The sequence below is a fragment of the Armatimonadota bacterium genome, assembly GCA_031432545.1.
Classification (GTDB): Bacteria; Sysuimicrobiota; Sysuimicrobiia; order Sysuimicrobiales; family Sysuimicrobiaceae; genus Caldifonticola; species Caldifonticola tengchongensis.
In genome coordinates this window covers 69,722-91,846 of the sequence record JAVKGX010000003.1, presented here as the reverse complement: position 1 = coordinate 91,846, position 22,125 = coordinate 69,722, and the positions used below count along the sequence as shown (strand labels likewise).

Sequence of the window (22,125 nt, the reverse complement as noted above, 5' to 3'; positions counted from 1 at the left end):
TGACAGTGTAGCAGGCAGCGGCAGGGGTCAGACTTCGAGGTCGGGAGGGTCGGACTCCGGCAGTCAGCGTTTCATTCTTCGGACTCCTCGGGTCCCTTCTTCTCCGCGCCGACCAGTTCCGGTTCCGCCGCCTCCTCCGCCGGCGGGGCCGCTTCCTCCTCCACGCCGGCGGCCGGAGCGATGATCGTCACGATCGTCTCCTCGGGCGAAGTCAGGAGCGTGACACCTTCCGGGGCGCGGAGGTCGCTGACGTGCAGCGAGTGACCCACCATCAGGTCGGATACGTCCAGGTCGAAGCGTTCGGGCAGCGCAGTGGGAAGGCACTCCACTTCGACCTCGCGCAAAAGGTGTTCGAGGATGCCGCCCTCCTTGACGCCGCGTGCCTCCCCGCGGAGGACCACCGGGATCCGTGCGTGGATCTTCTCGGTCAGGTGGATCTTGTGGAAGTCGACGTGTACGATGCGCCTGCGCAGGACATCGCGCTGGATCTCCTGCACCATGGCGATCTCATTGCGCGGCGCACCGTTGCCGCGGATGACGAGGTCGAGGAGGACGTTGGTCCCCGCAGCCGTGAGCAGCGCGGACTCGAACGCCTTCGCCTCGACGCTCAAGGCCACCGGGTCGATCCCCCGCCCGTAGAGGACCGCCGGGATCCGGCCGGCCGCGCGCAACTTGCGCGCCACCTCCTTGCCGGTCCGGCTCCGAACTTCCGCTTCCAGTGAAAGACGCTGCATCGAGATCCTCCGTCCACAGACGCTGCGGCGAACGCCGTGCTCCGGCCAGCCCGGCAGCCGATTATAGCAACCGGCCGCACCGGTGTCCAACGCGCGGTCGCAAGTCCACCCACACGACCCGTCGTCGCCCCCGGGGGGTCAGCTGGAGGGTGTGCCGGCCGGTGCACGCTGCGAAAGGAACGTGCGGATGCGGGCTTCCAGGTCGTCGCGGACGGCCCGGAATGCAGACAGTACTTGTTCGTCGGATCCTTGGACCTCCGCGGGATCGCCGACCGACCAGTGGATGCGTCCGGCCGCACCGGTGAACGTGGGGCAGGATTGCTTCGCCCTGTCACAGACCGTGATCACCCAGTCGAACCTCTGGCCCAGGAACGGTTCCAGGCTTTTGCTCGTGTGATGGGAGATGTCGATCCCACGCTCGGCCATCGCCCGCACCGCATACGGGTTCAGCCCCCTCGGTTCGGTGCCGGCGCTGTAGACCTCAATCCGCCCGCCCCCAAGATGCCGGAGCAGACCCTCGGCCATCTGCGACCGCGCCGAGTTCCCGGTGCACACGAACAGCACCCTCACACGTTCAGCTCCTTCATCTCACCGGTGATCATGTAGATCACGCGCTCGGCGATGTTCGTCACGTGGTCGGCGGCACGCTCTAGGTTCTGGGTGACCAGGATGAGGTCCAGCCCCCGCGAGATCGTGCGGGGGTCCTCGGCCATGTAGGTCAGCAACTCGCGGAACACCTGCGACCGCAACGCGTCCACGGTGTCGTCCTTCGCCGCCAGCGCTTCGGCCAGCTGCGCGTCGCGCTGTACGAACGCCCGCAGCGCATCCTGCAGCATCTCCTGTACGATCTGCTCCATGTACGGGATGTCGACCAGGGGTTTGAGGAGCGGTTCCCGGCTCAACCGCTTGGTGGCCTTGGCGATGGCCTCCGCGTGGTCGGCGAGCCGCTCCAGATCGATCGAGATGGCCAGCGCCGACGTCAGGACCCGCAGGTCGCGCGCCATCGGTTGCTGCGTCGCCAGCAGCTTGACCACACGGCGCTCGATGTCCAGGTGCATGGCGTCCACGCGGTCGTCCTCCGCGACCACGGCCTCGGCTTCCTGCACGTCCTGCTTCTTCAGTGCTTCGATGGACCGGTGGATCAACTCGCCGGCGATGCTGCCCATGCGGACCAGGTCCTCTTCGAGGGACCGCAGGGCCTCGTCGTACGACTCGCGGATGTGCCGGGCCTCGGGCGCCATCCTGCCACCTCCGGTCTGCTGGAACTCTGCTACCCGAACCGGCCAGTGATGTAGTCCTCCGTCCGGCTGTCCTTCGGCCGGGTGAAGATGTCATCCGTGGCCCCGAACTCGATGAGCTCACCGTTCAGCAAGAACGCCGTGAAGTCCGACACCCGTGCGGCCTGCTGCATGTTGTGGGTCACGATGACGATCGTGTAGTGCCTCTTGAGATCCTCCATCAGCGCCTCGATGCGCGCCGTGGAGACCGGATCGAGCGCGGAGCACGGCTCGTCCATCAGGAGGACTTCCGGCTCGACCGCCAGAGCTCGCGCGATGCACAGCCGCTGCTGCTGTCCCCCCGACAGCTCCAACCCGCCTTTGGTGTGCAACACGTCTCTCACCTCGTCCCACAGGGCGGCGTTCCGCAGCGCCCGCTCCACGCGTTCGTCGAGTTCACGGCGGGACAGCCGGCTGTGCAGACGCAACCCGAACGCCACGTTCTCGTAGATCGACTTGGGAAACGGGTTGGGCTTCTGGAACACCATGCCGATCCGGACACGCACTTCGACGGGGTCGACGTCCCCGGCGTAGATGTCTTGTCCCCGGAACAGCACGGTACCCGCGATCCGGACTCCCGGGATGAGGTCATTCATTCGGTTCAGAGAGCGGACCAGGGTGCTCTTGCCGCAACCGGACGGTCCGATGATGGCTGTGATGCGCTGCGACGAGATGTCGAGCGTCACGCCCCGCAGCGCCAAGACATCCCCATACCACAGACGGAGGTCACGCACCTGCAGCACCGGCTCGGTTACCGTCGGTGCCCTGTGCACGACCTCGAGGCTGGGACGGACGCCCACGGCTTGTCGCATCGTCTCCCTCACCAGCGGACTTGTGACCGATTGCGCAGCCAAATGGCTGCGGCGTTCAGCGTCAGCAGGATGGCCAGCAGCAGGATGATGCCCGCTGCCGCGACCCGGCGAAACTCCGGCTGCGGCAGCGAGACGTAGTTGAAGATCTGAATCGGAAGCACGGTGAAGAAGTCCCATACGCTGTCCGGTAGGAACGGCACGTACTGGAGGGCGCCGAGCATGATGAGCGGCGCGGTCTCGCCCACCGCCCGCGACAGCGACAGGATCGTGCCGGTGAGGATGCCGGGCATCGCGTAGGGCAGGACGTGGTGCCGGATCACCTGCCACCGCGTGGCCCCGAGCGCGTAGGCGGCCTCCCGCATCGAGTACGGGACGCTGGCGATCGCCTCGCGCGACGCGATCATCGCCATCGGCAGCACCAGCAGCCCCAGCGTAAGTGCTCCCGCCATCACGCTCTTGCCCATCCTGAGGAACTCCACGAACAGGCCCAGGCCCAGCAGCCCGTAGATGATCGAGGGCACCCCCGCCAAGTTGGCGATGTTGATCTGGAGGAGCGTGCTGAGGCGGCCGCGCGGCGCGTACTCCACGAGGTAGACCGCGGCGGCGATCGCCACCGGGAATGTCAGCACCGCCATGAGTCCGGCCACGTACACCGTGCCGACCAACGCGCTCAGGTATCCGGCACGATCTGGGAAGCGCGACGGGAAGTTGGTGACCAGCTCCGGTCGGACGTAAGGAGCCCCGGCCCGCACCACGTCGACCAGCAGCACCGCCAAGAACAGGAGGCCGAACAGCGTCGCAGCCTGGCAGCTGGCCACGAACAGCCTGGCCACGTGCTGCCGCCGACGCAGACGCGCGGCCAGCGCATCGTCTCCGACGGCCGCGACGACACTCACAGGTACACCTCCTGGAAGCGCCGCACGATACGATAGCTGACGATGTTCATCGCCAGGGTCATCAGGAACAGCACCATCCCGACCGCGAACAGCGTGCGGTACTCAACCGACCCGTAGGGCGTGTCGCCCAGGCTCACCTGGACGATGAATGCGGTGATCGTCGACACGGTCTCCAAGGGATTGAACGTCCAGTTGGGCGTCTGCCCGGCGGCCAGCGCGACGATCATCGTCTCGCCCACCGCCCTCGACAGTGCCAGGATGCACGCCGCGGCGATGCCGGACAGCGCGGCCGGCAGCACGACGCGCACCGCCACCTCCATGCGGGTCGCACCCAGTGCGTAGGCACCATGTCGCAGGTCGACAGGCACCGCCCGCATCACGTCTTCGCTGAGCGAAGCCACCAGGGGCAGGATCATCACGCCCATCACCAGACCGGCGGACAGCGCGTTCTGCCCGGCCATCGCCTGCCCGAAGACGTAGTCCTGCAGCAGGGGCGTCACGAACGTCAGCGCGAAGTACCCGTATACGATCGTCGGAACGCCGGCGAGGATCTCCAGAACCGGCTTGACCCGGGCTCGCGTGCGCGCGGACGCGAACTCGCTGAGATAGGTCGCCGCCAGCAGCCCGATCGGGACCGCAACCAGCAGCGCGATCAAACTCGTTAGCACCGTACCCGCCACCAGCGGCAGGATCCCGAACCGCTTGTTGCTGAACAGCGGGCTCCAGGTGGTCTCTGTGAAGAACTCCCGGACCAAAGCGAGCGGTCGGCCTACGAGGTCCGGACGCGCCTCGGCGAATCGCTGCAGATCGGCACGGCGGGAGACGATCTCGGGGTTGGTGGCTTCGATGGGCAAGCGGAAGAACGCAACCGTCTCGAACAACAGCACACCGACGATGCTCAGGGTGATGAGGATCGACCACAATCCGCACACGGCGAGACCCGACTCGATCAGACGCTCGCCGACGCGCCGCTTCTTCCGGGTCATGGGAACCGAAGCCACGAAATCACGCTCTCCGGGGCGGCAACCCTCATCGGCAGCGTCGCCGGTACTCGCGGACCACATCGCCGACGGTCGCCGAGCCCGCCGGTTGGCCTCGATCCTGGAACGCAGTGCCGACGACCCCTGCGTCGAAGCACCTCCGTCCCAGGTCGTAGATCTCGTCTGGGAACTCCACGTAGCCGACCGCCCTCACCAGCTTCGTCTCCGACGCAGGGCTTCTGGGATCGGGAACCCGGGCGCGCAGGCCATCGGGGCCGATGTAGTAGTCGACGAACTCCCCGACCTCGGGCTTGATCTGCGCGCTGACTCGGTTGGCGTAGAGGAACAAAGGACGCGTCAGCGGCCGGTACCGGCCAGAGAGGATGGCGTCGAACGTGGGCTCCACGCCCCGGCAGTCGGCGTCGGAAGCCAGGTCCACCTCATCGGCGGGATCGATCGCCACCCCTTTCACACGACCCACGTTTTCCTCGAGGTATGCCAGGCCGAAGTACCCGAGGGCCCCGACGTCCCGCTGCACAAACTGCACGATGACGTTGTCGTCCTCGCTCGCCTGGTAGTCGCCCCGGCTCGCCTTCGCGGTGCCGACGACGATCTCGGTGAACGAGTCGAACGTGCCGGAATCTGCGCCCGGGCCTGCCAGCCGCAGGGGTCGATCGGGGAACGTGCGCCGTACCTGCTTCCAGCTCGTCACGCGTCCCTCAGCGCCCGGCTCCCAGATCCGTCTAAGTTCGCCCACCGTAAGGCAGCGCGCCCACGTGTTCTGCGGGTGGACCACCACGGCCAGGCCGTCGATCGCGACGGGGATCTCGATGTAGGCCACCTGGTTTCGGCGACACGCTTCGTCTTCCTCCGCGCGAATCGGCCGAGAGGCTCCCTGGAAGTCGGTGCGCGACGTCGCGCTGGCCGCGCAGAACTTCTTGAACCCTCCGCCCGTGCCGCTGACGCCGACCGTCACCCGCACGTCGCGACCCTGCGAGGTCTTGCGGAACTCCTCGGCGACCGCACCCGTCAGCGGCGCCACCGTGCTGGACCCATCGATCACAATGGTCCCCGGCGGGCTCGCGGTCCCCCCTGGCGGCACGTCGGCCGGAGCGGCGCGGCGGAGCCCCGTGGGCCCGCAGCCTGCCACAGCGAGCACGAGCGCCAGCACGGCGAGTCGCACGACACCCACGGTTCCACGAGGTCGTTGGGAACACCATAAGGAACCGTTAAGAAACGGCTAAGCCGAAAGGTGGGAGGCTCAAGGGGACCTCCCACCCGCGCCCCAGCCCGTCAACGACAGCGCTGACGGTACCGCTGCACCACGTCTCCCACCGACGCCGAACCAGCAGGGCGACCATCCCGGGTGAATGCGGTCCCCGCGCGCAGCATCGCAAAGCACCGGGCTGCCAGCGTGTACACCTCAGCGGGAAACTCGACGTAGCCGACCGCCCGGATCAGGGGCGTCTTGGCGCCCCTTGTACGCGGGTCGTCGACCTGGCGGCGGACGCCGTCGGGGCCGATGTAGTAGTTGACGAACGTGCGCACCTCGGGCTTGGTCTGCGCGCTCACCCGGTTCACGTAGATGAACAGCGGACGCGTGAGTGGCCGGTACCGGCCCGCGAGGACGTTCTCGAACGTCGGGCCCACACCCTGACACTCGCTGTCGCTCGTGAGGTCCACCTTGTCGCTGGGATCGATGGCCACGCCCTTGATCCGCCCCAGATTCTCTTCCAGATAGGCCAAGCCGAAGTACCCCAGCGCGCCCTCGTCCCGCTGGACGAACTGCACGAGGACGTTGTCGTCCTCGCTCGCCTGGTAGTCACCCCGGCTCGACTTCGCCTTGCCTACGATCACCTCCGTGAAACTGTCGAACGTCCCTGAGTCTGCGCCGGGCCCGGCCAGGCGCAGGGGGCGGTCGGGGAACGAGCGCCGCACCTGACGCCAGGTGGTGATCTGTCGTTCCGCCGCCGGCTCCCAAATCCGACGCAGTTCGCCCGCGGTCAGGCACGTCGCCCAGGTGTTGCGTGGGTGCACGACCACCGCCAGTCCATCGATGCCGACCGGCACTTCCGTGTAGCTCACTTGATGACGACGGCACGCTTCGTCTTCGGTCGCCTGGATCGGCCGCGACGCATTCGAGATGTCGGTACGGGACTGGGGGCTATCGGCGCAGAACTTCTTGAACCCCCCACCCGTGCCGCTGACCCCCACGGTGATCCGGACGCCGCGCCCTTGCGGTGTCTTGACGAACTCTTCGGCGATCGCGCTCGTGATCGGTGCCACCGTGCTCGAGCCGTCCACGACGATCGTGCCCGGCGGGCTTGTCGTACCCCCGGGACGGCCCTGCGCGCCCACGCCCGACGCCAGCGCCACGACAGCGATCGATGCGACCCCAACTGCCCACCTGCGCATTCGACCTGCGCGATGCATCTTTGCTAGCCTCCTGCGCTCCGTTTGCTTTCAAGGCTACACACCGCGCGATAAGGCGCAGTTGACACGGCGTTAAACCTCGGTGAAGGCCGACAGGCAACCGAAGGGGGATTCACGAAGATCGATCGCGGGCAGTCACATCGACGGGGGTGACGGAATGCGACAGACGGTGGCGGTCGTCGTCGGAGTGGTTTTGGCACTCGTGGCTCTGGGAGCTGCGATGGTCGTGGGCGCGGGCCTGGGGCTGGTGGCAGGCGCGGGGTTGGCCGGGGGTGGCCCCGCACAGGAACGTCACGTCAGCGGTGAGGGGCCCGACAAGATCGCGCTGATCCGGATTACGGGGCCGATCGTCCGCGAGGGCGGCATGTCCGTCTTCGGGCCGGTCGCCTCCAGCCGGCAGATCGTCGAGCTCCTCGACCGCGCCGAGCGCGACTCAGCGGTCAAGGCGGTGATCCTCGAACTCAACACGCCGGGTGGATCGGTCGTCGCAAGCGCCGAGATCCACGCGAAGGTCGCCTCGCTGCGCCGGGCCGGCAAGCCGGTGATCGCGCGGATGACCGAGACCGCGGCCTCGGGCGGTTACTACGTCGCCGCGGCCGCCGATCACATCGTCGCCGATCCGTCCACGATCACCGGCAGCATCGGCGTGATCGTGGCGCTGCCCAACCTGGAGGAGTTCAACCGCAAGATCGGCATCCGGGCAGTGGTGTTCAAGAGCGGGCGGTTCAAAGACATGGGCAACCCCAACCGCCCCATCACACCCGAGGAGGCCGCGCTGTTCCGCGGGCTCGTGGACGAGATCTACCAGCGGTTCGTGGACGTGGTCGCCGAGGGCCGCCGCATGGATCGCTCCCGCGTGCTGCAGTTCGCCGACGGGCGCATCTTGACCGGGCGGCAGGCGCTGCGAGCGGGTCTGGTGGACAGCCTGGGGCAGTTTCCCCAAGCCTTGGCTGAGGCCCTCCGGCGGACGAACCTGGATCGGGCGCGTGTCGTGGAGTATCCGCCCGGCGGGTTGCTCCAGGCACTGGTAGGGCTTGCTGCTTGGCCTCCGCGGCCCACCGCACCCGGCCGCGCGGTGTCGCCGTTCACCCTGCAGTACCTGATGGTGCCGTAAGGGACGGCCGTCTACCCTCCGCCGATGCGGAACAGGCGCCTGGCGTTGCCGCCGAGTACCAGGGCACGGTCCGCTTCGGAGAGCTCCAGGCGCTGCAGGATGTCCACCTGCTCCCGGAGGATGTGGCCGCGATAGGGACCGACCGCGGTGTCGGTGCCAAACAGTACACGCTGCGGTCCGAACGCGCGCAGTGCGTCGGAGAACACCGACTCCAGCGAGGGGTTGCCTGGGTGGTACTCGCGCCAGTTGTTCGTGCCTGAGGTGTCCACGAACACGTTGTCGGTGTGGTAGGCCAAAAACAGCGTCTCCCGCAGGAACCCCGCTCCGAAGTGGGCAATCCCGAACGTCACGTCCGGGAACTGCTTGAGCGCGGCCGATAGGTTGAGGGGGTTCGCGTACCTGAGGTCGTACAGCGGGGCCACCGTGATCCCAAAGTGAAACAGCACCGGAAGACCGAGCTCGGCCGCCTTCTCGTAGAGCGGGAACAAAGCACGGTCGCTTGCGTCGAACCGCTGCACCGGCGGGTAGAGCTTCAGGCCCCGCAGGCCCCACTGTGGGAAGCGTGCTACGGTGCGCGCGGCGTCCGGATGCAACGGATCGGCGACGCTTCCCCAGCCGAAGAACCGGTTCGGGTTGAGCGAGACGAACTCGGCGAGTTCCTCGTTGGCCTCGCCCACCGCGATGAAGAAGGCCGCCGCCACGCCGTGCGCGTCGAGCTCCCGCTGCCAGCGCGCGGCGATCTCGGCGATCGACTCCTCACCCACATCCCCCAGCCGCCTCATCCGGTGCGCCTGCGCCGCCTCCAGCGCCCGTTGCCGGATCGGCAGCGGGCGCGATGCGTACCGGCGTACCATCCCCGGCGTGACCAAGTGAACGTGGCTGTCAACGATCTCCGGCATCGGCGCTCGCTGCCATCATACCCCGTCTGTGGCGGTCGAAAGGACTGAGGCCCACCGCCCGACCCAATGGTCACACGTGGGCAACTCCGCATCGGGGGGTTGCGGTCGTCTTTCAGCCAGCGCCGCGCGAGCAGCAGAGCCCGGCACGCGACGCGAAGCCACGTGTGGCGAACCTGCGGCTTCACGGCTCCACGCGCAGGATCGCGCCCTCCGAGGCGGACCCCACGAGGGCCGCATAGCGGCCGAACAGGCCGACACGATAGCGCGGCGCCGGTGGCACGAAGTCCCGCTTCCTCCTCTCCAGCTCCTCGGGTGGTACGTCCACATCCAACCGCCTGCTCTCCACGTCGACGACGATGGGGTCGCCGTCTCGGACCAACGCAATGGGCCCACCCACCTGCGCTTCGGGGTCCACGTGCCCCACCATCAACCCCCGTGTACCGCCGGAGAACCGCCCGTCCGTCACCAGCGCCACGTCGGGGCCGAGGCCGCGCCCGACCAACGCGGCGGTCACCGACAGCATCTCGGGCATCCCGGGTGCCCCCTTGGGACCTTCGTAGCGGATGACCACCACGTCACCGGGCCGGATCCGTCCTTCCAAGACCGCATGGAGCGCGTCGGCCTCCCCGTCGAAGACACGAGTGGGCCCATGGAACTGCATGCGTTCGGTGCCCGCGACCTTGATCACCGCGCCCCGGGGTGCCAGGGAACCGCGAAGGATCGCCAGACCCCCGTGCCGCTTCACCGGCCTGTGGGCAGACCACACGACCGACTGGCCGGGCGCCCCCTGCGCGTCGCCCGCCTCTTCGGCGAGGGTTCGGCCGGTGACGGTCTTCTGGTCGCCATCGAGCAGCCCGCCTTCCAACATCCGGCGGAACACGAGGCGCGTTCCGCCGGCCTCGTACAGTTCCCAGGCCGTGTAGGTGCCCCACGGCCGCAAATCGGCGATCACTGGTGTGCGGCGCGACACCCGGTCGAAGTCGTCCAGCTCCAGTGGGATCCCCAGCTCGAGGGCCAGCGCGAGCAGGTGCAGCACCGCATTGGTGGAACCTCCCGTTGCCGCCACCGTCGCGACGGCATTCAAGAAAGAACCGCGAGTCAGGTACTCGCGCGGCGCCCTCCCCGCACGTACAGCTTCCGCCAAAACCGCCCCGGCTCTGCGAGTAGCTTCCTTCTTCTCGGGGACGGTGGCGGGAATGGCGTTGTACCCCATTGGGGACAACCCCAACGCCTCCAGCACGAGGGCCATGGTGTTGGCGGTGTACTGCCCTCCGCACGCCCCCGGACCCGGCACCGCGCGCCGCTCCACCGCCTCGAACTCCTCCCGACCCATCTGACCCGCGCTGAACTTGCCCACCGCCTCGAAGGCATCCACGATGGTCAGCTTCCGGCCGCCGAGGACGCCCGGGGCGACGGTGCCGCCATACAGCACGATGCCCGGAACACCGCTGCGGATCACTCCCATGGCCCCGCCTGGGATGGTCTTGTCGCACCCGACCAGCACGGCCATCCCGTCGTACAGGTACCCGCGGGCTACCACCTCTACCGCATCCGCCACCACTTCCCGGCTGATGAGGCTGGCGCGCATCGCCTCCGTCCCCATCGCCATGGCGTCGTTTACGGCCGGGGCGCCGAACTGAAACCCCAGCACACCCGCGTCTCGTAGCCCCATCTGCAAGTCGTCCGCCAGCTCCCGCAGGTGGAAGTTGCACGGCATCCCGTCCGTCCACGTGTTGACCACGCCCACGAAGGGCCGCTGGAAGTCTTCGTCATGTAGACCCACGGCCCGCAGCATCGCACGGGCCGGCGACCGGGGCACCCCGGACTTGAGCGCGTCGCTCCGCACGGCGCCACCTCCTTGCCTGCTCCTGTCAACCCTTTCGGCGCATCCGCCGGCAGCACCGTACGGGCTGCGTGAAAAGGGAATGCCAGCACCGCTGGCCGTACCTTGGCCGTAAAGGGTTACGCCGCGGTGTCTAGCCCGCCAGGTGGAGCACGCGGTTCGCTACCGCAACCCCCACCTCGTCGGTCCGGGCTCCGCCGCCTAGATCGGGAGTGGCAATCCCTTCCCGCACCACTGCACGCACCGCCTCGTCCACCGCGCGCGCCTCTGCTTCAAGGCCGAACGAGTACCGAAGCATCAGCGCGGCGCTCAGGATGGCGCCCAGCGGGTTGGCGACCCCACGTCCCGCGATGTCGGGGGCCGATCCGTGAACCGGCTCGTACAGAAACGGCGGTCGGTCCCCGAGGCTGGCCGAGGGGAGGATTCCGATGGAACCCACCACGGCCGCGGCTACGTCGCTCAGGATGTCCCCGAAGGTGTTCTCGGCGAGGATCACGTCGAACGCGGTGGGCCGGCGCACCAGCTGCATGGCGCAGGTGTCGACCAGCAGGTTTTCCAACGTCACGTCCGGGAACTCCTGGCTCACGCGGGTCACCACCTCGCGCCAAAGCCGCGAGGTCTCGAGCACGTTCGCCTTGTCCACGGAGTGCACCCGCCTTCGGCGTGCCTGCGCCGCACCGAAGGCGACCCGGGCTACCCGCTCCACCTCTGCAGCGGTGTACGCCATGGTGTCCACCGCTCGGTGAATGTCGCGGGTCTTGGGTTGGCCAAAGTAAAGTCCGCCCGTGAGCTCGCGGACGATGAGGAAGTCCGTACCCCGAACCACCTCAGGGCGCAAGGGTGAGGCGGTCTCCAGGCCGTCCAGCAAGGTGGCGGGCCTGAGATTCGCGTACACCCCGAGTTCATAGCGCAACGCGAGCAACCCGGACTCCGGCCGCACCGGGACTTGATCCCAACGAGGGCCTCCCACCGCACCCAGGAGGATCGCGTCGCAGTCCCGCAGCGCGTCGCGGGTCGGGCCCGGAAGGGGGTCGCCGTACCGGTCGATGGCCTCGCCGCCGATGAGTTCCGTACGGTGGGTGAAGCAGTGCCGGTAGCGCTGTCCGACGGCGTCGAGCACACGGACCGCTTGCCCCACCACCTCCGGGCCGATCCCGTCCCCGGGCAGGAGGAGGATGCGCGCGTCCACGGGTCAGTACATCTGCTGGATGCAGGCGATGGTCCAGCTGTCCTCGTCCTGCTCCGACGCCTCTGCCTCACACAGCCAGCCCAGCACGGCCTCCAGTTCCTCCTTCCAGACCTCCTCCATGGTATCTCCTCCGTCCTGATGCCCACCCGCAATCGCCACCGCTACCCGTGCATGCAGCCCGTACGACCGCCACGGGGCCGTCCACCACCACGCGTGAGCTAACTGCCGCCCTCCACGAAGTCCACACGACCTCGTCCAGGCCAGGGCACAGCGCAGCGTCTCCTTCACGGAAAACTCCACGTCCGCGCCATGCGTCCGGTCTTGGAGGTCGTGTCGTACACCTCCACCCGCATCAGCACGCCTCCAGTCCGAGCCTGCGCCGCACGTAGGGGATGATCCCGCCGAGTCGCGTGAGCTCCTGCATGAAGGGCGGGATGGGCCTGGCCCGGTAGACTTCACCCCGGGTGAGGTTCCGGATCTCCCCCGTGTGCGGGTCGATCTCCAGCTCGTCGCCGTCCTGCACCGCGCGGCTGGCCTCCGGGCACTCCAGCAGGAGCAGGCCGTTGTTGAAGGCGTTTCGGTAGAAGATGCGCGCGTAGGAAGCCGCCACCACCGCAGCCACGCCGGCACCCACCAGGGCCAGGGGAGCGTGCTCCCGGGAGCTGCCCTGCCCAAAGTTCTCGCCGGCCACCACGACGTCCCCGGGCCGGATGCGCTGGCGCAACCCGGGATCCAGGTCCTCGAAGAGGTGCTCAGCGAGTTCGGCAGGTTCCGTGGTGACCAGGTACCGCCCCGCGATGATGAGGTCGGTGTCGACGTGGTCGCCGACTTTGTGCGCCCTACCCCGGATCGCGATGGCCGACATCCTCACACCCGCGTCGGTTCCCGCACGACCTCGTCGGGGTGCACGAGCTTGCCTGCCACCGCGGCTGCGGCCGCCACCGCGGCGTTGGACAGGTACGTCTTGCTGCCCCGGTGTCCCATGCGGCCGATGAAGTTCCGGCTGCTGGTGGACACGCACACCTCCCCTTCGGCCAGCACCCCCATGTGCCCGCCGATGCACGGCCCGCAGGTGGGCGTGGACACCGCACCTCCCGCGTCCAGGAACACCTGGATGAGCCCTTCCTCCAGGGCCTGGCGATAGACGTGGGGGCTGGCCGGGATCACCAGCAGGCGCACGTTCGGATGGATCCGCCGGCCTGCCAGCACCTGCGCTGCCTGACGGAGGTCCTCGATGCGCCCGTTGGTGCACGTGCCGATGAAGCACTGGTCCACCCGCACGCCCGACACCTCCGCGACCGGGAGCACGTTGGCCGGCGACGGCGGCGCGCTCACCACGGGCTGCATGTCCGTCACGTCGTACTCGTACACCGCAGCGTAGGATGCGTCCGGATCCCCGTACACCGGCTGGAACGGACGCCGGGCCCGTGGCCGAACCCAGTCCAACACCGCCTCGTCGGGTTCCATGATGCCGTTCTTCGCGCCCGCCTCCACCGCCATGTTGGTGATGGAGAACCGCTCGTCCATGGAAAGCTGCTGGAGCACCGGTCCCGCGAACTCCATGGCCGCGTACCGCGCCCCGTCCACCCCGATGTCCCCGATGATCCGGAGCACCAGGTCCTTGCCCGTTACCCAGCGCGGCAGGGTCCCGCGGAACACGAAGTGCAGGGTGGGCGGGACCCGGAACCACAAGCGTCCCGTGGCCATGGCGGCGGCCAGGTCCGAGCTACCCACCCCGGTGGCGAAAGCCCCCAGCGCCCCGTGGTTGCAGGTGTGGGAGTCCGCCCCCACGAACACCTCCCCGGGCGCCACGAATCCCTCCTCCGCCAGCAGCACGTGCGCGATGCCCGCCCGTCCCACGTCGTAGAAGTGCGCCAGCCCGTGCTTGCGGACGAACTCCCGGGTGATGCGGCACTGCTCTGCGGATGCGATGTCCTTCGCAGGCGAGTAGTGATCCAGGACGAAGGCCACGCGGTCCGGGTCGAATACCCGGTCCACGCCGATCCGCTGGAACTGCTGGATCGCCAGCGGTGCGGTGATGTCGTTGGCGAACAGCATGTCCACCCGGCACTCCACCAAATCGCCGGGCTCCACCTTGGGCAGGTTGGCGTGGTACGCCAGGATCTTTTCCGTGATGGTCATTCCCATGGGTTCTCCCTCAGGGGCCGGAAGCTGCCTGCGGCCCCGCGGGGACCTTCTCCGCAGGGCGGGTCTCCACCAGCTTGTTCAGCGCTGCCACGTATGCCAGGGCGCTGGCCTCCAGGACGTCGGTGCTGCTGCCGCGGCCCGTGGCCACCCGGTCCCCCTCCACCAGCCGACACACCGCTTCGCCCAGGGCGTCGCTGCCGCCGGTGGCAGATCGCAGGCTGTAGTCCACCAGCCGCACCTGCCGCCCGGTGGCCGCGTTGATGGCCGCGAACAGGGCATCCACGGGTCCGTCCCCGCTGCTCTCGGCCACGTGCAGCTGGCCGGACCGCTCCAGACGCACCGCGGCGTGCGGCGGTTCGTCGCTGGCCGTGGTGACCCGGAAGGACACCAGCCGGTACGTCTCGGGCGCGGCGGCGAACCACTCCTGCACCAGGGCCACCAGGTCGCCCACCTCCACCCGCTTCTTGCGGTCGCACAGGGCCTTGAAGCGGGTGTACACCCGCTCCACCTCTCCTTCGGTGAGCTGAAAGCCCATCTCCCGGAGTGCGTGCACCAGGCCGTGGCGGCCCGAGTGCTTGCCGAGGACCAGCCGGTTGGTCGGCACTCCAACGGAGGCGGGGGTTATGATCTCGTAGGTCCTCGGGTCGCTGAGAACGCCGTGCTGGTGGATGCCCGCCTCGTGGGCGAAGGCGTTGGCCCCGACGACGGCCTTGTTGGGCTGCACGTCCACCCCGGTCAGGGCGGACAGCAGCCGGCTGGTGGGGTAGATGCGGGTGGTGTCCACGTCCACCCGCAGCCCGAAGGCATCGCGGCGGGTGGCCAGCGCCATGATCACCTCCTCTAGGGCCGCGTTGCCCGCGCGCTCCCCGATGCCGTTGATGGTGCCTTCCACCTGGCGCGCCCCCGCCTGCACCCCCGCGAGCGAGTTGGCCACCGCTATTCCGAGGTCGTCGTGACAGTGCACGCTCCACACCACCCGGTCGGAGTCCGGGACCCGTTCCCGCACAGTGTGAATGAGGTTCGCGTACTCGTGGGGGACCGCATACCCGACCGTGTCGGGGAGGTTGATGACCGCAGCTCCCTCACGGATGGCCGCCTCCACCACCCGGCACAAAAACCCCACGTCGGAACGGGTGGCATCCTCACAGCTGAACTCCACCTCCGGACACAGGGAGCGCGCCAGCCGGACGGCCTGCCGCGCGGCGTCCAGCACCTCCTCCGGCCTCATCCGGAGCTTCCGTTCCATGTGGATGGGGGAGGTGGCGATGAAGGTGTGGATCCGGGGTCGCTCCGCCTCCTGTACGCCTTCCCAGCACACCTCGATGTCCTGCCGCTGAGCCCGGGCCAGGCCGCAGATCACCGGGCCCCGCACCTCGCGGGCGATGAGCCGGACCGCCTCCAGGTCGCCCGAGGACGCGATGGGGAACCCTGCCTCGATCACGTCCACGCCCAGGCGAGCGAGGGCCCGCGCCATCTCCAGCTTCTCCTGGACGGTCATGGAGAATCCGGGTGACTGCTCCCCGTCTCGCAGGGTCGTGTCAAAGATGTAGACGCGATCCATCAACGCTAGCTGCCTGTGCCAACTCCTACTGCCTGCGCGCCATTGGGCTGCCGCCGCAGCCATGGCATCATGGCCCGCAGTTGACGGCCTACCTCCTCGATGGGGTGCTGCGCCGCCCGAACCCGAAGGTTCTGCAGGGACGGGAAGTTGGCCTGGCCCTCCAGGATCCACTCCCGGGCGAACCTCCCGTCCTGGATCTCCTTGAGAATCTCCCTCATCCGCTGCCGCACGTGCTGGTCGATGATCTGCGGGCCACGGGTGTAGTCTCCATATTCCGCCGTGTCCGACACGGAGTACCGCATCCGCTGGATGCCGCCCTCGTAGATGAGGTCCACGATCAGCTTCAGCTCATTCAGGCACTCGAAGTAGGCGATCTCCGGCTGGTAACCGGCCTCCACGAGGGTCTCGAAGCCCGCCTGGATCAGGGCCGTGACCCCGCCGCACAGGACCGCCTGCTCGCCAAACAGGTCACTTTCGGTCTCCTCCCGGAAGGTGGTCTCCACCACCCCAGCCCGCAGGCAGCCCACCCCCCACGCGTACGCCAACGCGAGGTCCTTGGCCTGACCGGTGGTGTCCTGGTGTACGGCCACGAGCCCGGGCACCCCTTGGCCTTCCACGAACACCTCCCGCATGCGGTGTCCGGGAGACTTGGGAGCCACCATGAGCACGTCCACGTCGGAGGGAGGTTCCACCTGGCCGTACAGGACCGTGAACCCGTGGGCGAAGACCATGGCCTGTCCCCGGCGCAGGTTCGGCCGGATGGCCTCCCGGTACACCTGGGCCTGTACCATGTCGGGCAGCAGCACCGAGACCACGTCCGCCTCCCGGACTGCCTCGGCTACCTCCACCACCCGGAATCTGTCCGCCCGTGCGCGGTCCCACGATCCGCCCGGTTTCAGCCCCACCACCACCGACACACCTTGGTCCCGCAGGTTTAGGGCGTGGGCGTGCCCCTGGCTGCCGTACCCCAGCACCGCCACACGCTTGGATCGGATGAGTTCCGGACTGGCGTTGCGTTCGTAGTACGTCTTTGCCATTCCGCACCTCGGCTGTCGTAATCTACGTCGTGGCCGAACCTCGGATGAGCGCGACGGATCCGGTACGGGCCACCTCCCGCACCCCGTGACGCGCCACGAGGTTCAAGAAGGCGTCGATCTTCTCCGGGCTGCCGGTAACCTCCAGGGTCACGGTCTTCTCCGTCAGGTCGATGGGGCGAGCACGGAACACCTGGGCTGCCTCCAGGATCTCCGACCGCACGCCTGCGGGCGCGTTCACCTTTACCAACGCCAGCTCCCGCTCCGTGCGGGGCGCATCGGTGACGTCCCGCACCCGACGGACCTCCATCACTCGGCGGACCTGCTTGACCACGGACTCCGCCAGGATTGCCGGACACTCCACGGTCATGGTGATACGGGACACCGCAGGGTCCTCGGTGACCGACACCGCCAGGCTGTGGATGTTGAGTCCCCGCCTCCGGAACAACGCAACGACGCGCAGCAGGACCCCGGGCACGTTGTCCACCAGCACGGCAAGCACCCGGCGCTCGGAGCGCACCTGGGGGATCGGTACCGCGTCAGTCACCGAGGATCATTTCCTTCACGGACTGGCCGGAGGGGATCATGGGGTAGCAGTTTTCCTCCGGGTCCACGACTAGGTCCACCACCACGGGCCGGTCCGTGACCTCCAGGGACCGCAGGAGGGCCGGCTCCAGCTCATCCGACCGCTCCACCCGGATCCCTACCGCCCCGAACGCCTCCGCGACCCGGGCGAAATCTGGGTTGCGCAGGTGCACCGCGCAGTAGCGCTCCTGGTAGAACAGCTCCTGCCACTGCCGCACCATCCCCAAAGAAGTGTTGTTGACCACGTAGACCTTCAAGGGCAGCTTCCACTCCACTGCGGTGATGAGGTCCTGCAGGGTCATCTGAAATCCCCCGTCGCCCACGATGGCCACCACGAGGGTGTCGGGGCGGGCGAACTGAGCTCCCATGGCGGCAGGAAACCCGAACCCCATGGCGCCCAGCCCGGCGGAGGAGATGAAGGTGCGCGGCCTTCGGCACTTGTAGTACTGGGCCGCCCACATCTGATGCTGACCCACGTCCGTGACCACCACCGCCTCCCCTCGGGTCACCCGGTAGATGGCCTCGATGGCCTCCTGGGGCTTCAGCAGGGGTCCGGGCTTCCACCGGAGGGGGTGACGCGTCCGCCACTCCTCGATCTGTCTCCACCAGGCCTCGGTTTCGGGGGGCCGGGCAAGGGGTTCCAGGGCCTCCAAGACCTCCCGGGCATCGCCCACGATCGGCACGTGCGCGGGTTTGTTCTTGCCGATCTCGGACGGGTCGATATCGATGTGGATGAACCGCGCGTGGGGGCAGAAGTCCTTCAGCCGACCCGTCACACGGTCGTCGAAGCGCGCGCCCACCGCGATCACCAAGTCCGCGGCGTTGATGGCGTAGTTGGCGTATGCGGTCCCGTGCATCCCCAGCATGCCCAGGCACAGGGGATCGGTTTCGTCGAAAGCGCCTTTCCCCATGAGGGTGACCATGACGGGGATGCGGCAGCGCCGGGCCAGCCGCCCAAGTGGGACGCTGGCGTCCTGGGCACCGCCGCCTACGTACAGGACCGGCCTCCGACTTCGGGAGATGGCGTCGGCAGCCTGGGCGATCCGAGTGGCGTTCCCCTTCGTGACCGGACGCCTCCGCGGCTCGAAGGGTTCGTCGAGCAGGTCCGCGGGGATCTGGGTCTGGAAGACGTCCCGGGGCACGTCCACCAAGACCGGTCCGGGACGACCGGACTGACACAGGTAGATGGCTTCTCGCAGGGTCCGCACGAGGCCGTGGGGCTCGATCACCAACGCGTTGTGCTTCGTGATGGGGGTGGTGATGGAAGTGACGTCCGCCTCCTGAAAGGCGTCGGTGCCGATGTTGGCGCGGACCACCTGGCCCGTGATAGCCAGCACCGCCGCGGAATCCATCATGGCGTCGGCCAGGCCCGTCACCAGGTTGGTAGCGCCGGGGCCTGAAGTGGCGGTGCACACCCCGAACCGGCCGGAAGCCCGCGCGTAGCCGGTGGCCGCGTGCGCAGCGACCTGCTCGTGCCGACACAAGACGTGGCGGAGCTTGGGCGCGTCGTACAGAGCGTCGTACAGGGGGAGGGACGCGCCACCGGGATGTCCGAAGATCCACTCCGCCCCGGCTTCCTCAAGCACCCGCACCACCGCCCGGGCCCCTGAAACGGTGCGGGTGGCCTCGCGCGCCTCCACCGTGCTGGTCCGCATCGTCACCCTCCCTTCGTTTGGCAAGCTCCGGAAAACAACGGGAGCCAACCTAAGGACGGGTTGGCTCCCGCGGTACCACCTTAGTTCCAAGCCCCAGGAGAACTTGGACCTCGTTGGGCGTTTACGCTGGCCGCGTGCCGGACTACTCGACCTTTCGCCCGGCAAGCTCGGGGACGAGGTTCAGCGCTTCGCTCTACCGGATCGCACCGGCTCCGGTTCTCTGCGAGAGCTGCTGGCGCCTACTGCTTCCCTTCCTCGCTTGAGTTCAGCTGAAAGACGCACACCCGAAGAGCCCCGATCGGGTGGCGGGGCGCTGTCCCGGACCTGGCGGTCCGGTGTCGGACACGGTAGGACGGCCCGTGGTCAGAGCCCCCTTTCCGTGCGACCGAGCCTTTCGGTGTGCGTTTACTTGTACCAGCGAGCCGGGTGCGTGTCAACGCAACACCGATTCACGTTCCTTATTAGAGGACCACGACTGCCGGCGTTTTGGCTGCAGGCGACCGACATTCAGGGTAGGCACCACCATACACCGGGCGTCCGACTCCGCGCCCTGCGAAACAGCAGGCATCGCCCGTCGGAGTCTAGCGGGCCGACCGATCTTTCCGGCCGACCACACCTTGGTGTCCGCGCAATGTCGCTCGCAGTGTGTGCACGAACCGCTTGGCCCACTCGTTGAGCCCGCGTCCGCGGAGGTAGATGAGGTCCACGAACCGCTGGGGCATCCCCGCCCCGAGCAGACGTACCGGGACCAGACTCCCCTCCGCCACTTCCCGGCGAACCGCGATCTTCGGCAGCAAGGAGATACCGACACCTCGCTCGACCATCTTCTTGGTTGCCTCGATGGTGTCCAACTCGAGGACCACGTTGGGGATCAAGCCCTGCCGGCGGAAGGCGGCGTTGAGCAGCGTCCAGTCGCTGGACCCTCTGTCGTAGAAGATGAGAGGCTCACCGGCCACCTCGGGCAAAGTCACCCGGCCCGCCTTCGCGGCAGGGTGGCGAGGGTAGACCACCAGCACGAACGGGTCGCGGGCCAAGTGGCTGGTCTCCACCTGGGGATGGTTCAAGGAGCGCGCCAACCCGATCTCGGCCTCCTCGCTGAGCACCATCTCCAAGATGTCCCGGGAATGGCCGGTGCGAATCAGCACCTTGCAGTCCTCGCACTCTTGCCGGAACTGCTTGAGAGCCTCGGGCAGCAAGTAGGTGCACAGGGAGGGCACGGCCGCCAACGTCAAGGGCCCCGCGGACGGACCGGAAGTCTCCTGCACCGCGTGCTGGCCTTCCACGACGGCTTGGATGATCCGCTCCGCGTACGGCAGCAAGGCTTCTCCCGCGTCCGTGAGCCGCACGGTGCGTCCGTCGCGCTCGAACAGCCGCTTGCCGAGGGCACGCTCCAGGGACTGGATCCGGGCGGTCACGGCGGGCTGGGAGAGGAACAGCGCCTCCGCCGCGCGGTGGAAGCTCCGAAAGGTGGCAACCGCCACGAATGCTTCCAGTTGATGCAACTCCACGGTCCCACCCAGACGGCGTCACGCCAAGGCCGCGGACATCCTCGGGGGCCGCTGGGTCTGCTATCTGGCCCGCGGAGGTCTCACGGCAGGCTTCCCAAGGTTCGTAGGAAGTTCACCACGTGCCAGCGCTCCTCCTCGGTCAGGACATCGCGGAACGCAGGCATGGCGGTGCCCGGCAGGCCCTCGGTGATCCGGGCGAACAGAACCGAATCATCCATGTCGGCCGCGCGGCGCAGGTCTGAGGGTCTGGGCACCAAGCTGGCCGCCGCCGGACCGTCTCCGTAGCCTTCGGGGCCGTGACAGACCGCACAGTAAGCGCGGTACAGGCGATGCCCCACCTCAACCGACTGCGTCGTCGAAGGAATGGGATTGCGTTGGGGGAACTTCGAGGGCCTCACCGCCCGGTAAGAGGTCAGGGCTATGGTCGCAAGGACGAGCACACCGACGCACACCAAGAAGACGCGGTTCCTGAGAAGCCTGTAGCCCATAACCTCGTCGCTTTGCGTCACGCGTCTTCCGACACGTACGGCGCCCCCGTGACGGCGTCTGCTCACGGCAACCGATACCCTGACAGCCTCGCGAGTTCTTCTAAGGGAATCGTGCCTTCGTACGCTTGCCCGCCGATCACCCACGTGGGGAATGCCTGTACCCCGGCCTGCCTGCACTCTTCAGGCCTTCCCTCTGGGGCGCGACCGTCGCACTCCACATACGGGAGGTAGCGGGCTGCGTCCCCGAACATCCGCTTCTGCTCCGTACAGTGGGGACACCAGTACGCCCCGTAGAACTTCGCACCGGAGGCGGCGAGGTGCTTGGCGAGTCCCTCCGCGTACGCGCTGGCCGCCACCTTTCGCTCTGAGACCGCGTAGCCCCCCACCACGAAAATCAGCGCCGCCAGCGCGGGCACCGCCAGCGTAGGCCAGCGCACCGGCGTACGGGCGTAGGCCCAACTCAGACCGAGCAGAACGAAGGAAATCAAGGCAGAGGCTACACACAGAGAGCAGAACGCGTGCAGCACGAAGCGTTGGACACCCAAAAAGACGAGGAATGCGGCAGAGCCCGCTGCAGAGACGGACAGCACCACCCGCCACGGGCGCACGGCCCCGACGCTCCAGCATGAAGCGACCAGAAGCGTGCCGTAGTACGCGAGCCCGTACACGGGGAGCGGCACGCCCAGGAGGTACGCGTACCGGCTGCCCTGCACCACTTGGCAGCCACTCCCGGCGGGGCAAAGCCGAAGTTCCGCCCCGCCGGTCCCATACCACAGGTAGCCGCTCACCACGAGGCCCGCCACGGACAGCAGCGCCACGGGCCAGATGGGGCGGCAGGTACGCGACTTCATGCCCCGCGTGCCCCCGCCGGACGCTCCCGGGCCGTCACCCCGACGGTGACGGTTCCGGGCCGATCGGATCGAAGAATCATGGGGAACCGGTCTTCTGCCCGCAAGACGGTGCTCGGCT

The 22,125-nt window shown here is 68.0% G+C and carries 21 protein-coding genes and 1 other annotated feature; of the genes, 1 reads left to right on the top strand and 20 read right to left on the bottom strand.

Annotation, left to right across the window (positions count from 1 at the left end; all coding sequences use genetic code 11):
* Nucleotides 1-71: 71 nt before the first annotated feature.
* From QN163_05055 to QN163_05020, 8 genes are all read right to left on the bottom strand, one after another.
* Nucleotides 72-734, bottom strand: a complete 663-nt coding sequence (locus tag QN163_05055) for a 50S ribosomal protein L25/general stress protein Ctc (GenBank protein MDR5683380.1) — start codon at nucleotides 732-734, stop codon at nucleotides 72-74.
* A gap of 138 nt (nucleotides 735-872) precedes the next feature.
* Nucleotides 873-1,304 (bottom strand): arsenate reductase ArsC, encoded by a 432-nt coding sequence (locus QN163_05050; GenBank protein ID MDR5683379.1) that lies wholly within the window; start codon nucleotides 1,302-1,304, stop codon nucleotides 873-875.
* On the bottom strand, nucleotides 1,301-1,975 hold the full coding sequence (gene phoU / locus QN163_05045) for a phosphate signaling complex protein PhoU (protein MDR5683378.1): 675 nt from the start codon (nucleotides 1,973-1,975) through the stop codon (nucleotides 1,301-1,303). The genes QN163_05050 and phoU overlap by 4 nt, the downstream gene beginning before the upstream one ends.
* A 29-nt stretch (nucleotides 1,976-2,004) precedes the next feature.
* Nucleotides 2,005-2,823, bottom strand: a complete 819-nt coding sequence (pstB, locus tag QN163_05040) for a phosphate ABC transporter ATP-binding protein PstB (protein MDR5683377.1) — start codon at nucleotides 2,821-2,823, stop codon at nucleotides 2,005-2,007.
* 8 nt (nucleotides 2,824-2,831) lie between these two features.
* The gene (gene pstA, locus QN163_05035; GenBank protein ID MDR5683376.1) at nucleotides 2,832-3,719 is read right to left on the bottom strand and encodes a phosphate ABC transporter permease PstA; all 888 of its coding nucleotides are present in this window, start codon (nucleotides 3,717-3,719) and stop codon (nucleotides 2,832-2,834) included.
* Nucleotides 3,716-4,705, bottom strand: a complete 990-nt coding sequence (pstC, locus tag QN163_05030; protein ID MDR5683375.1) for a phosphate ABC transporter permease subunit PstC — start codon at nucleotides 4,703-4,705, stop codon at nucleotides 3,716-3,718. The genes pstA and pstC overlap by 4 nt, the downstream gene beginning before the upstream one ends.
* 43 nt (nucleotides 4,706-4,748) lie before the next feature.
* Nucleotides 4,749-5,891 (bottom strand): PstS family phosphate ABC transporter substrate-binding protein, encoded by a 1,143-nt coding sequence (locus tag QN163_05025; GenBank protein MDR5683374.1) that lies wholly within the window; start codon nucleotides 5,889-5,891, stop codon nucleotides 4,749-4,751.
* Nucleotides 5,892-5,992: 101 nt separating this feature from the next.
* Complete coding sequence (locus QN163_05020) at nucleotides 5,993-7,132, bottom strand: PstS family phosphate ABC transporter substrate-binding protein (GenBank protein ID MDR5683373.1); 1,140 nt, start codon at nucleotides 7,130-7,132, stop codon at nucleotides 5,993-5,995.
* Nucleotides 7,133-7,289: 157 nt separating this feature from the next.
* Here QN163_05020 and sppA point away from each other — a divergent pair, with 157 nt between their 5' ends.
* Nucleotides 7,290-8,246 carry a signal peptide peptidase SppA gene (gene sppA, locus QN163_05015; GenBank protein ID MDR5683372.1) on the top strand — a complete coding sequence of 319 codons (957 nt, stop codon included), beginning with the start codon at nucleotides 7,290-7,292 and terminating at the stop codon, nucleotides 8,244-8,246.
* An 11-nt stretch (nucleotides 8,247-8,257) separates the two neighbouring features.
* On the opposite strand, the gene QN163_05010 is transcribed toward sppA, so the two are convergent.
* The 12 genes from QN163_05010 to QN163_04955 all read right to left on the bottom strand — a co-directional run bounded on the left by QN163_05010 (nucleotide 8,258) and on the right by QN163_04955 (nucleotide 22,007).
* Nucleotides 8,258-9,145 carry an amidohydrolase family protein gene (locus QN163_05010; protein MDR5683371.1) on the bottom strand — a complete coding sequence of 296 codons (888 nt, stop codon included), beginning with the start codon at nucleotides 9,143-9,145 and terminating at the stop codon, nucleotides 8,258-8,260.
* 181 nt (nucleotides 9,146-9,326) lie between these two features.
* Nucleotides 9,327-10,991, bottom strand: a complete 1,665-nt coding sequence (ilvD, locus tag QN163_05005; GenBank protein ID MDR5683370.1) for a dihydroxy-acid dehydratase — start codon at nucleotides 10,989-10,991, stop codon at nucleotides 9,327-9,329.
* Between the two features lie 130 nt (nucleotides 10,992-11,121).
* Nucleotides 11,122-12,177, bottom strand: coding sequence for a 3-isopropylmalate dehydrogenase (gene leuB, locus QN163_05000; protein ID MDR5683369.1), 1,056 nt, complete (start codon nucleotides 12,175-12,177; stop codon nucleotides 11,122-11,124).
* Nucleotides 12,178-12,529: 352 nt separating this feature from the next.
* Nucleotides 12,530-13,033, bottom strand: coding sequence for a 3-isopropylmalate dehydratase small subunit (locus tag QN163_04995; protein MDR5683368.1), 504 nt, complete (start codon nucleotides 13,031-13,033; stop codon nucleotides 12,530-12,532).
* 11 nt (nucleotides 13,034-13,044) lie between these two features.
* Complete coding sequence (locus QN163_04990; GenBank protein ID MDR5683367.1) at nucleotides 13,045-14,325, bottom strand: 3-isopropylmalate dehydratase large subunit; 1,281 nt, start codon at nucleotides 14,323-14,325, stop codon at nucleotides 13,045-13,047.
* Nucleotides 14,326-14,335: 10 nt separating this feature from the next.
* A complete protein-coding gene (locus QN163_04985; GenBank protein MDR5683366.1) occupies nucleotides 14,336-15,886 on the bottom strand; it encodes a 2-isopropylmalate synthase in 1,551 nt (516 codons plus the stop codon).
* A 5-nt stretch (nucleotides 15,887-15,891) separates the two neighbouring features.
* Nucleotides 15,892-16,923 carry a ketol-acid reductoisomerase gene (ilvC, locus tag QN163_04980; GenBank protein ID MDR5683365.1) on the bottom strand — a complete coding sequence of 344 codons (1,032 nt, stop codon included), beginning with the start codon at nucleotides 16,921-16,923 and terminating at the stop codon, nucleotides 15,892-15,894.
* A 22-nt stretch (nucleotides 16,924-16,945) separates the two neighbouring features.
* Entirely contained in the window at nucleotides 16,946-17,467 is a 522-nt protein-coding gene (ilvN, locus tag QN163_04975) for an acetolactate synthase small subunit (GenBank protein ID MDR5683364.1), read from the bottom strand.
* Nucleotides 17,460-19,160, bottom strand: coding sequence for a biosynthetic-type acetolactate synthase large subunit (gene ilvB, locus QN163_04970; protein ID MDR5683363.1), 1,701 nt, complete (start codon nucleotides 19,158-19,160; stop codon nucleotides 17,460-17,462). Before ilvB ends, ilvN begins: the two co-directional genes overlap by 8 nt.
* A 48-nt stretch (nucleotides 19,161-19,208) precedes the next feature.
* Nucleotides 19,209-19,425 (bottom strand) — a binding site (T-box leader).
* Between the two features lie 316 nt (nucleotides 19,426-19,741).
* On the bottom strand, nucleotides 19,742-20,668 hold the full coding sequence (locus QN163_04965; protein ID MDR5683362.1) for a LysR family transcriptional regulator: 927 nt from the start codon (nucleotides 20,666-20,668) through the stop codon (nucleotides 19,742-19,744).
* Between the two features lie 80 nt (nucleotides 20,669-20,748).
* Complete coding sequence (locus QN163_04960) at nucleotides 20,749-21,156, bottom strand: cytochrome c (protein MDR5683361.1); 408 nt, start codon at nucleotides 21,154-21,156, stop codon at nucleotides 20,749-20,751.
* Nucleotides 21,157-21,218: 62 nt separating this feature from the next.
* Entirely contained in the window at nucleotides 21,219-22,007 is a 789-nt protein-coding gene (locus QN163_04955; GenBank protein MDR5683360.1) for a vitamin K epoxide reductase family protein, read from the bottom strand.
* Nucleotides 22,008-22,125 lie beyond the last annotated feature (118 nt).

Coding starts and splice junctions, on each gene's coding strand:
- ilvB (MDR5683363.1), bottom strand. CDS start 19,160: ATGCGGACCAGCACGGTGGAGGCGCGCGAGGCCACCCGCACCGTTTCA.
- QN163_05020 (MDR5683373.1), bottom strand. CDS start 7,132: ATGCATCGCGCAGGTCGAATGCGCAGGTGGGCAGTTGGGGTCGCATCG.
- QN163_04960 (MDR5683361.1), bottom strand. CDS start 21,156: ATGGGCTACAGGCTTCTCAGGAACCGCGTCTTCTTGGTGTGCGTCGGT.
- QN163_04990 (MDR5683367.1), bottom strand. CDS start 14,325: ATGGGAATGACCATCACGGAAAAGATCCTGGCGTACCACGCCAACCTG.
- QN163_05055 (MDR5683380.1), bottom strand. CDS start 734: ATGCAGCGTCTTTCACTGGAAGCGGAAGTTCGGAGCCGGACCGGCAAG.
- QN163_04985 (MDR5683366.1), bottom strand. CDS start 15,886: ATGGATCGCGTCTACATCTTTGACACGACCCTGCGAGACGGGGAGCAG.
- pstB (MDR5683377.1), bottom strand. CDS start 2,823: ATGCGACAAGCCGTGGGCGTCCGTCCCAGCCTCGAGGTCGTGCACAGG.
- QN163_04955 (MDR5683360.1), bottom strand. CDS start 22,007: ATGAAGTCGCGTACCTGCCGCCCCATCTGGCCCGTGGCGCTGCTGTCC.
- QN163_05010 (MDR5683371.1), bottom strand. CDS start 9,145: ATGCCGGAGATCGTTGACAGCCACGTTCACTTGGTCACGCCGGGGATG.
- pstC (MDR5683375.1), bottom strand. CDS start 4,705: ATGACCCGGAAGAAGCGGCGCGTCGGCGAGCGTCTGATCGAGTCGGGT.
- phoU (MDR5683378.1), bottom strand. CDS start 1,975: ATGGCGCCCGAGGCCCGGCACATCCGCGAGTCGTACGACGAGGCCCTG.
- sppA (MDR5683372.1), top strand. CDS start 7,290: ATGCGACAGACGGTGGCGGTCGTCGTCGGAGTGGTTTTGGCACTCGTG.
- ilvC (MDR5683365.1), bottom strand. CDS start 16,923: ATGGCAAAGACGTACTACGAACGCAACGCCAGTCCGGAACTCATCCGA.